This window comes from Rhodococcus sp. Eu-32 (assembly GCF_003336925.1).
Lineage (GTDB): Bacteria > Actinomycetota > Actinomycetes > Mycobacteriales > Mycobacteriaceae > Rhodococcoides > Rhodococcoides kyotonensis_B.
The window spans coordinates 72,102-79,774 of sequence record NZ_QGNK01000023.1; the positions used below are offsets into that span (position 1 = coordinate 72,102).

Consider the following 7,673-nt stretch of genomic DNA (forward strand, 5'->3'; position numbering starts at 1 on the left):
ATTGCAGGTGCACCACACATGACGTTTTCTTTTCCCGAACTCGAGACTCTGACGTTCGAAGAACCTGAACCGGGTATCGGCATTCTGCGCATCAACCGCCCGGATCGCATGAATTCGCAGACGGTGCGGATGTTTCACGAATACCGCGAGGCGGGACGTGCCCTGCGCGACAGTGGGTTACGCGCGCTGATTCTCACCGGTGCGGGTGAACGTGCGTTTTGCGCAGGCTTCGACCTCGACGAAATCTCGGTCATCACCGAGATGGGTGTACGTGAATTTCTGAAGTTCCAGGAGACCGCCACCGGCGGCATCCAATCCATCAGATTTCTGCCCTTCCCAGTGATCGCCGCCATTCACGGTGCCGCCACCGGCGGTGGGATGGCGTTGGCGTTGGCCGCGGACCTACGAATCGCAGCGCCGACGCTGAAGATCAGCGCAGCCTTCGTCAAACTGGGTCTGTCGGTGGGCGAATTGGGGACCTCGTTCACCCTTCCTCGGCTGGTCGGTCCGGCGAAAGCCGCCGAAATCGGTTTCACGGGCCGTATCGTCGAAGCCGACGAGGCGCTGCGCATCGGTCTGGTCAATCGGGTAGTCCCGTCCGACGCCCTTCTGCAGGAATCGTTGGCGATGGCGCGACTGATCGCCCAGAATTCCCCAGGGGGTGTGCGTATGTCGAAGCGAGCTATTCACCGAAACGCCGAAATCGGTTCGTACGAGGCAGCTCTCGAACTCGAGAACCGCGGGCAAGCCTTACTCACCCGGACCGACGACATGCCCGAAGCGTTGGCTGCGTTCAAGAACAAGCGTCAACCTGCCTTCAGCGGGAAGTGACCGACGTGGCATGGGACTGGACACCCGAAACTCTCGGCGCGCTCGAGGATTTCTTGGCGTCCCGCGGTATCACCGTGGGACCGTTGACGACGAAGCCGATCGGTGACGGCCATTCCAACTTGACGTTCCTCGTCGGTGACGGGACCCGTAGCGTCGTGGTCCGTCGGCCGCCACCGCCGCCCATTCCGCCCGGCGCACACGACATGCTGCGCGAAGCAGCACTGCTGTCTGCCCTGTACGAGACAGAGGTACCTGTTCCGCAGGTCCTCGCGGTGGGGCAAGCAGGGGACGTCCTGGACGTCCCGTTCTACGTCATGAGTTTCGCCGCGGGGCACGTGGTCACCGATCGGACACCATCACCGCTGGACATACCTGAGCAGCGGCGTCTTATCGGACATCGGCTCATCGACACGCTCGCCGACCTACACGGCGTCGATTGGCAGTCTGCCGGGCTCGGAAAGCTAGGACGTCCCGAGGGTTTCAATGCGCGACACTTGAGCCGCATGCGGCGTCTGATCGCCCAGTCCGACGGGTCCGCTCCCTCCGACTTCGCCGACGTCGATGCATGGCTCGAGGCCAACGTGCCTTCCGAATCCGGTGCGACGCTGATTCATTGCGACTACCGGATCGGTAACGTCATGCTGGCGCCCGAGGCCCCCGGACGCATTGCGGCTGTTCTGGATTGGGAACTGGCTACTCTCGGCGACCCGTTGATCGATGTCGGATACCTCATCGCAACCATCCCGACGCCGGGGCAGGCACCGAACCCGACCGCAGAACTGAGCGCGGCGCTCTTGGAAGACGGGTACCCGACACGAGACGAACTCACGGCGCGGTATGCCGAAGCGACGGGACGCAATCTGTCGAACCTGGCGTGGTACACGACATTCGCGCTGTGGAAGCTTGCCGTCCTGTACGAGTACAGCCGTCGACGGGTCGAGGCAGGCATCGGCGACCCGTACTACGCCGATCCCGAACTAGTTCAAAGGTTTCTGGCCGATGCCAGGCGTACGGCCGGACTCGATCGACGAACACCACAAGAGGAGCACACATGAGCACCGTCGACGCTGATACATCCTTCGTGGACCCGTTGGTCGGACCGGAAAGGGTCGATTTGCCCGATGGGTTCTTCGACCGGTTGATGTTCAACATGCACCCCGCGGACCGTACGGCACCGTCGCTGATTACCGGGCTCGGAATCTACCCGCCCAAGAATTCGATCGACGGGTTCGTGGTGATTTCGAACGCAGGCGAGCAGCGAAATCTGCGCTTCGCTTCCGAACTCGACGCCACCGACCGACGAAGCTGCGGGCCGTTCTCTGTCGACTGCATCGAACCGAACAAGCAGTGGCGGCTTGTGCTCGGCCCCAACGACATCGGTGTCGAATTCGATGTGACCTGGCGCGCCCGCACGCCGGCTTGGTTCGGCGAGATCGCGGTCGAGAACAAGGCGACGGCGACGAGAACCTCGTTCGACCATCTCTTTCAGTCCGGTCGCTATTCGGGAACCGTGAGTACCGACGGCAACGAGGTGTCGGCGGATGGGTGGTTCGGTCAGCGTGACCGCTCGCGTGGTGTGCGAACCATGGCGGGTGGCCAGGGTCTGCACATTTGGTATCAGGCGCAGTTTGCAACCTTCTCGATCGGGTTCCTTCTAGTGGAAACCCGAGACGGGCAGCGGATTCTGCTCGAGGGCGCGGTCATGCACGAGGATGGAACGCTCGATGCCGTCACGAACGTGCGTCACGCGTTGCAGTTCACCTTGGGTCTCGACCTGGTGGGAGGAGACGTCGACGTGACAACAGCCGCGGGCAATCGCTACCGCGTGCATGCCGACGCGACGGCGGGCGGTGGGTTCATGGCAGGTGCAGGGTACGGGGGACATCATGGCGTGGCACGCGGTATCGACCACATCGAATCAGACCGCTACACGTTGAACGGAACAGTCGGTCCGACCACCCTGGACTCGTCGTTGACCGACCGACTGTGCTCGTTCTCGTTGGACGGTGAATCGGGTGTGGGGATTTTCGAGTTTGCTCTCAGCCGTAGCCGGTCCTACACGTACCGTCCGTCGCTCCATGTTTGAACAACGCTGAAAAGGCCCCGCCAGCATTGCTGAGCGGGGCCTTTTCGCGTCGGCACTCACACGGTGCGCTGAGCCTTACTCGTCGCGGATGCGGCCTTGCTGGTTTCCTTGATCTGGTCCCAGTCCGCGTCTTTCAGCGATGTAAGCCCCGCGAACGTTCCTGGGCCAGCCAGCATTTGGCCACCATCCATGGCGATGGTCTGACCGGTGAGGTATTTGCACGCATCGGACAGAACGAACATGGTGAGATTCGCGAGCTCTTCGATGGTTCCCGTGCGCCCGGCCGGGATTTGATCGGCCTGAGTCGCTCCGACGGCACTCTTGTCTGTGGGGTTGAGCATCTCCCACGCGTAATCCGTCGGGATCGGTCCTGGCGCCAGAGCGTTCAGGCGGATGTCGTACTTCGCCCACTCGACTGCCAGCGACATCGTCATTGAATGCACCGCTGCCTTGGCCATGGCAGATGGGACAACGAACGCCGAGCCGGTCCACACCCATGTTGTAAGAGTGGAGAGCACACTGCCGGGGAGCTCGTCGGCGATCCATCGCTTGCCTGCGGCATGGGTGGTGTGGAACGACCCGTTCATGACTGTACTCGTCACCGCTTGAAACGCACGCGGACTGAGGTCCTTCGTCTGAGCAATGAAATTGGCTGCAGCATTGTTGACGACGCTGGTAAGCGGGCCATGTTCGTTCCATATACGGTCCATGACCGAATCGACGTTCTCGTAGTCTCGGACGTCGACGGAGTGGTAGTGAACCGAGCCTGGGCGCGACGCGGATGCTTCTTCCGCGGCGTCCCGCAGAACAGCTTCACGGCGGCCCCACAGGTGGACCTCGGCGCCGTGCTCGACCATGTGTCGGGCGACTCCGCGCCCTAGTCCGGTGCCGCCGCCGGTGATCAGAATCCGTTTACCGGACAACAAAGTCGGTGAGAGTGGTGTTGCGTCGGTCATCGTGCACCTCGTCGTGTTGTGGCTTGTGAGCCGGTTAGCCGGTTACAGGCCGATGTTCTTCGCGATGATCTCGCGCTGGATTTCGTTGGTACCGCCGTAGATCGGCGGTGCAAGTGCGCGTCGCACCTGACCTTCCATGCCGTACTCACGGGCGTAACCGTTGCCGCCCATCATCTGCATTGCTTCGAGTGTGGCGTTCTTGGCCACTTCAGTGCTGCGCATCTTGGCCATCGCGCTTTCGCGGGCGAGATCGTCCTCCAAGCCCGAGTCGATTCCGGACGCGGCGTCGTAGAGGAACACCCTGGCCATCTCGACATCGGTGGCAAGATCTGCAATGCGGTGCCGGATAGCTTGGAAGCTTGCGATCTTATGTCCGAACTGCTCACGCTCTCGCGTGTAGGCGATGACGTCGTCGAGTGCGCGCTGCGCTGCACCGATACTCATAGCCGCAATGATGAGCCGCTCGATGGAAAGCCCTCGCATCAACTGTTTCCAGGCATTGCGCGGGGTGCCGACGACGGCGGATTCCGGTACTTCGACGTCGGTGAAGAACACGTCGTTGCACGTGTGCGCTTCCATCGTGTCGATTGGGCGGATCGTCAGGCCCGGTGCGTCCGTCGGCACCATGAGCAGAGTCATTCCGTGGTGCTTGCGTTCCGCCGACTCTTCCCGCGCGAGGACCAGGATATGTTCCGCTACATGCGCAGCCGAGATCCATGTCTTCTGACCGTTGATCAGATACCGGTCACCGTCGCGGCGTGCGGATGTCCGCAGACTGGCCAGGTCAGATCCGGAGCCGGGTTCGCTGAGTGCGATGGCTTCGAGGCGGCCAGCGACCAGATTGCCGACGATTGTCTTCTTCTGATCGTCCGTCCCCCACCTCAGGTAAGTCTGTGCCGCGGTGAGGCCCGTCGAGTAGCCGGTGGTCGGGGCAAGCCCGCGGGCCGACTCCTCCAAAAAGATGCACTCGTCGACGAACCCGGCCCCGCCGCCTCCGAACTCCTCGGGGAGTGACACTCCGAGCCATCCATGTGCGGCCATGTCGGACAACACTTTCGGGCTGTTCGACAGTGTGCCGCCGTCGGTGACCGCGTCCCGTTGCGCAACCGTCGCCAGATCGCGCCGGCAGTACGTGCGCACTGCCGTCGCGAACTCGCGCTGTTCAGCGGTGAAACGCACTTACTTGCCCCGGTACTGGCTGAAGTCGGGCTTGCGCTTTTCGTTGAAGGCTGTGATCCCTTCGCGGGCTTCGGGGGTCTCGCCGAAGATCTCCAGCGTGGAGTACGCCATGGAGCCGATGCTGACGAAGTGTTCGGTGTCGGTGTTCATCGACTGCTTGAGCACCTTGAGTGCGGTGGGGGAGAAATCGAGCATCTGATCGGCCCAGGCCCGAACCTCTGCTTTGAGGTCGGCTGCGGGAACGACTTTGTTGACGAGTCCCCAGTCCAGCGCCTCCTCGGCGGACAGGCGACGGAGCATGAACCAGATTTCTCGTGCTCGTTTTTCGCCGACGACGCGCGCAAGGTAGCCCGATCCGAGCCCGGCGTCGAAGGACCCGACCCTGGGGCCGTTCTGTCCGAACTGCGCAGTGTCCGCGGCAATGGTGAGGTCGCACAGCACGTGCAGAACGTGGCCGCCGCCGATAGCCAGACCGTTGACCGCCGCGATGACCGGCTTGGGGGTGTCGCGGATGACGCGGTGAAGCGACTCGACCTCGAAGAGGCCGCTGACCGAGGGGCCGTAGTCGCCCGATTCCATGCGCTGCTTCTGATCGCCGCCCGCGCAGAACGCCTTGTCGCCGGCTCCGGTCAATGCCACGACGCCGACCTCGCTGCTGGCCCACGCCCGCTTGAACGCGAGGATCAGTTCGTCGACGGTCTGCGCGCGGAACGCGTTGTAGCGCTCGGGGCGATTGATCGTGATAGTCGCCAGCCCGTTGTCGACCTCGTAGGTGATGTCGGTGAAAACGGTCATCGGTCTTCGGTGTCCTTTCGGTGATTGAGTCGATCGTCCTGGAAGCGCGAAGCCTTTGGACTGACCATTTACACGACGTTAGCGTGCGCTGAAGGCCCGGGGCAAGGCATCGTGCGATCTTGGGATTGTTTCAGGACCGATATTTACATTTGGTCAGTCCTTATGGTTCCATGTGTGATGTCGGACACCTCCTCGGGTGCCGCACGAGTGTCACACCGGCCCGCGAAAAGGACCCCTATGAGCACTACGCACACATCGGCCTCGCCATCTCGATCGATTAATCGGTGGTGGTATGCGGCAACAGGATTCGTCACCCTGCTTTTCGGCTCGAGCACCGTCAATGTGCTGTTCAACGTCCTGGGCAAACCCATGGCGGAAGACTTCGGGTGGGAGCGCAGCGTTGTCACCAACGGGTTGTCGATCGAGACTATCTTCGTCGGCTTCAGCATCGTAATTCTGGGAATTCTTGTGGACCGGTTCGGGCCAAGTCGCCCCGCGCTGCCGATGGTGCTTCTGTTCGGTGGCGGCATCATGGCGATGGCTGCCGTTCCCAACAATCAAGCCGTCTTCTATGTGCTCTGCATCGTGATCGGCGCGGGAGCGGGAGCATTGAACCCGGTTGCGCACGCCACCGTCGTCAGCGCATGGTTCCGCGACAGCCGCGGTCTCGCGCTCGGCGTCTTGATGGCCGGCATGGGTGCATGTGGCGTCGTGATGCCGTACCTCGCCAATTGGATCGTTGGTGCGGCCGGGTGGCGGACGACGTTCCTCGTAATCGGCGCGCTGTGCACGGTCATTCCGTTCTGTGTGTACGCATTCGTCACTCGTATGCCGAAGCAGCACGACGAGGAGCGGCTGCAGGCGCGTGCAGCCGGTCGAGTCGCAGGCGAATCTCTGCTTACCATCGCGCGCTCGTACCGTCAGTTTTGGCTACTGTCACTTTCGATCTTCTTGGTGTCGTCGGCGACCTTCGGCTTGATGTCACAGATTGTTCCGATGACGACGGACAAGGGCATCAGCCAGGAGACAGCAGTGTTCGTGCTGTCGATCTTGAGCCTGTCGTCCATTGCTGCGCGGCTGCTCGTCGGATTCTGTCTTGACCGGCTTTTCGCGCCTGTCATCGGCTCCGTCATCTTCGCTTTGTGTGCCGTCGGCGTCGGTCTTTTGATTTCGTCATCGTCGCTACCCTTGTTGATCGCCGGGGCAGTCCTGGTCGGTGTCGCTCTGGGCGCCGAAGGCGACGTAGCCGCGTACATGACAAGCCGCTACTTCCCGAAGCATTCCTACGGCCGCGTTCTGGGATTCGTGTACTTCCTGTACGCGATGGGATCGGCGTTCGGAATCTTCCTGCTGGGGCAGGTCTATGACGCAACAGGGTCCTACAGTGCGGGAATCGCGCCCATCGTCGGAATGGTCGTGGTCTCGATCGTGTGCCTGCTTTTCATGGGAAGGTACCGATTCTCGCTCGATCACAACGAACTGGCCGATGCTGCCGAGTCGTCCCCGGACACCGCTTCGGAACGGGCTGCGCACAGTAACTGAGGGCAAGGGTAGTGAGGGCTGTCGTGGCCACGGATGTCGCATCCGTGGCCACGGCTTTCGGCGTATATGGCGTTACCAGTGGGAGGTTCTATTTATGACAGTGGGATCAGGCACGTACTCGAATATGGATCGGATTGTGTCGCAACGAATTCGGCGTCATCACGTCGTCATCATCGGCTCCGGGTTCGGCGGCCTGTTCGCAGCGAAACAACTGCGTAAGGCCAATGTCGACGTCACGCTGATCGCGAAGACCACCCACCACCTGTTCCAGCCACTGCTGTACC

At 61.8% G+C, this 7,673-nt stretch carries 8 protein-coding genes; 5 read left to right on the forward strand and 3 right to left on the reverse strand.

Features of this window, described 5'->3' with window-relative positions; translation table 11 throughout:
- Nucleotides 1–18: 18 nt before the first annotated feature.
- Genes DK926_RS22495 through DK926_RS22505 form a run of 3 tightly spaced genes read left to right on the forward strand, consistent with a single transcriptional unit; the run spans nt 19 to nt 2,917 of the window.
- Nucleotides 19–831, forward strand: coding sequence for an enoyl-CoA hydratase-related protein (locus DK926_RS22495; protein WP_114332268.1), 813 nt, complete (start codon nt 19–21; stop codon nt 829–831).
- Between the two features lie 5 nt (nt 832–836).
- Nucleotides 837–1,886: a phosphotransferase family protein gene (locus DK926_RS22500; protein ID WP_114332283.1), complete on the forward strand. Its 1,050-nt coding sequence runs from the start codon at nt 837–839 to the stop codon at nt 1,884–1,886.
- Nucleotides 1,883–2,917, forward strand: coding sequence for a hypothetical protein (locus DK926_RS22505; protein ID WP_114332269.1), 1,035 nt, complete (start codon nt 1,883–1,885; stop codon nt 2,915–2,917). The genes DK926_RS22500 and DK926_RS22505 overlap by 4 nt, the downstream gene beginning before the upstream one ends.
- A 56-nt stretch (nt 2,918–2,973) precedes the next feature.
- Here DK926_RS22505 and DK926_RS22510 read toward each other — a convergent pair whose 3' ends face one another.
- Genes DK926_RS22510 through DK926_RS22520 form a run of 3 tightly spaced genes read right to left on the reverse strand, consistent with a single transcriptional unit; the run spans nt 2,974 to nt 5,847 of the window.
- Nucleotides 2,974–3,873: an SDR family oxidoreductase gene (locus DK926_RS22510; RefSeq protein WP_114332270.1), complete on the reverse strand. Its 900-nt coding sequence runs from the start codon at nt 3,871–3,873 to the stop codon at nt 2,974–2,976.
- Nucleotides 3,874–3,915: 42 nt separating this feature from the next.
- The gene (locus tag DK926_RS22515) at nt 3,916–5,052 is read right to left on the reverse strand and encodes an acyl-CoA dehydrogenase family protein (RefSeq protein ID WP_114332271.1); all 1,137 of its coding nucleotides are present in this window, start codon (nt 5,050–5,052) and stop codon (nt 3,916–3,918) included.
- Nucleotides 5,053–5,847 (reverse strand): enoyl-CoA hydratase-related protein, encoded by a 795-nt coding sequence (locus tag DK926_RS22520; RefSeq protein ID WP_114332272.1) that lies wholly within the window; start codon nt 5,845–5,847, stop codon nt 5,053–5,055.
- A gap of 237 nt (nt 5,848–6,084) precedes the next feature.
- Here DK926_RS22520 and DK926_RS22525 point away from each other — a divergent pair, with 237 nt between their 5' ends.
- Both DK926_RS22525 and DK926_RS22530 read left to right on the forward strand, forming a co-directional pair.
- Entirely contained in the window at nt 6,085–7,389 is a 1,305-nt protein-coding gene (locus DK926_RS22525) for an MFS transporter (protein WP_114332273.1), read from the forward strand.
- A 124-nt stretch (nt 7,390–7,513) separates the two neighbouring features.
- Nucleotides 7,514–7,673 (forward strand): FAD-dependent oxidoreductase (locus tag DK926_RS22530; protein ID WP_114332274.1); only part of this gene is annotated, 160 nt, incomplete at its 3' end.

Bases quoted from the DNA above. Each gene is read 5' to 3' on its own strand.
- DK926_RS22495 (WP_114332268.1), top strand. From the start codon at position 19: ATGACGTTTTCTTTTCCCGAACTCGAGACTCTGACGTTCGAAGAACCT.
- DK926_RS22505 (WP_114332269.1), top strand. From the start codon at position 1,883: ATGAGCACCGTCGACGCTGATACATCCTTCGTGGACCCGTTGGTCGGA.
- DK926_RS22520 (WP_114332272.1), bottom strand. From the start codon at position 5,847: ATGACCGTTTTCACCGACATCACCTACGAGGTCGACAACGGGCTGGCG.
- DK926_RS22525 (WP_114332273.1), top strand. From the start codon at position 6,085: ATGAGCACTACGCACACATCGGCCTCGCCATCTCGATCGATTAATCGG.
- DK926_RS22510 (WP_114332270.1), bottom strand. From the start codon at position 3,873: ATGACCGACGCAACACCACTCTCACCGACTTTGTTGTCCGGTAAACGG.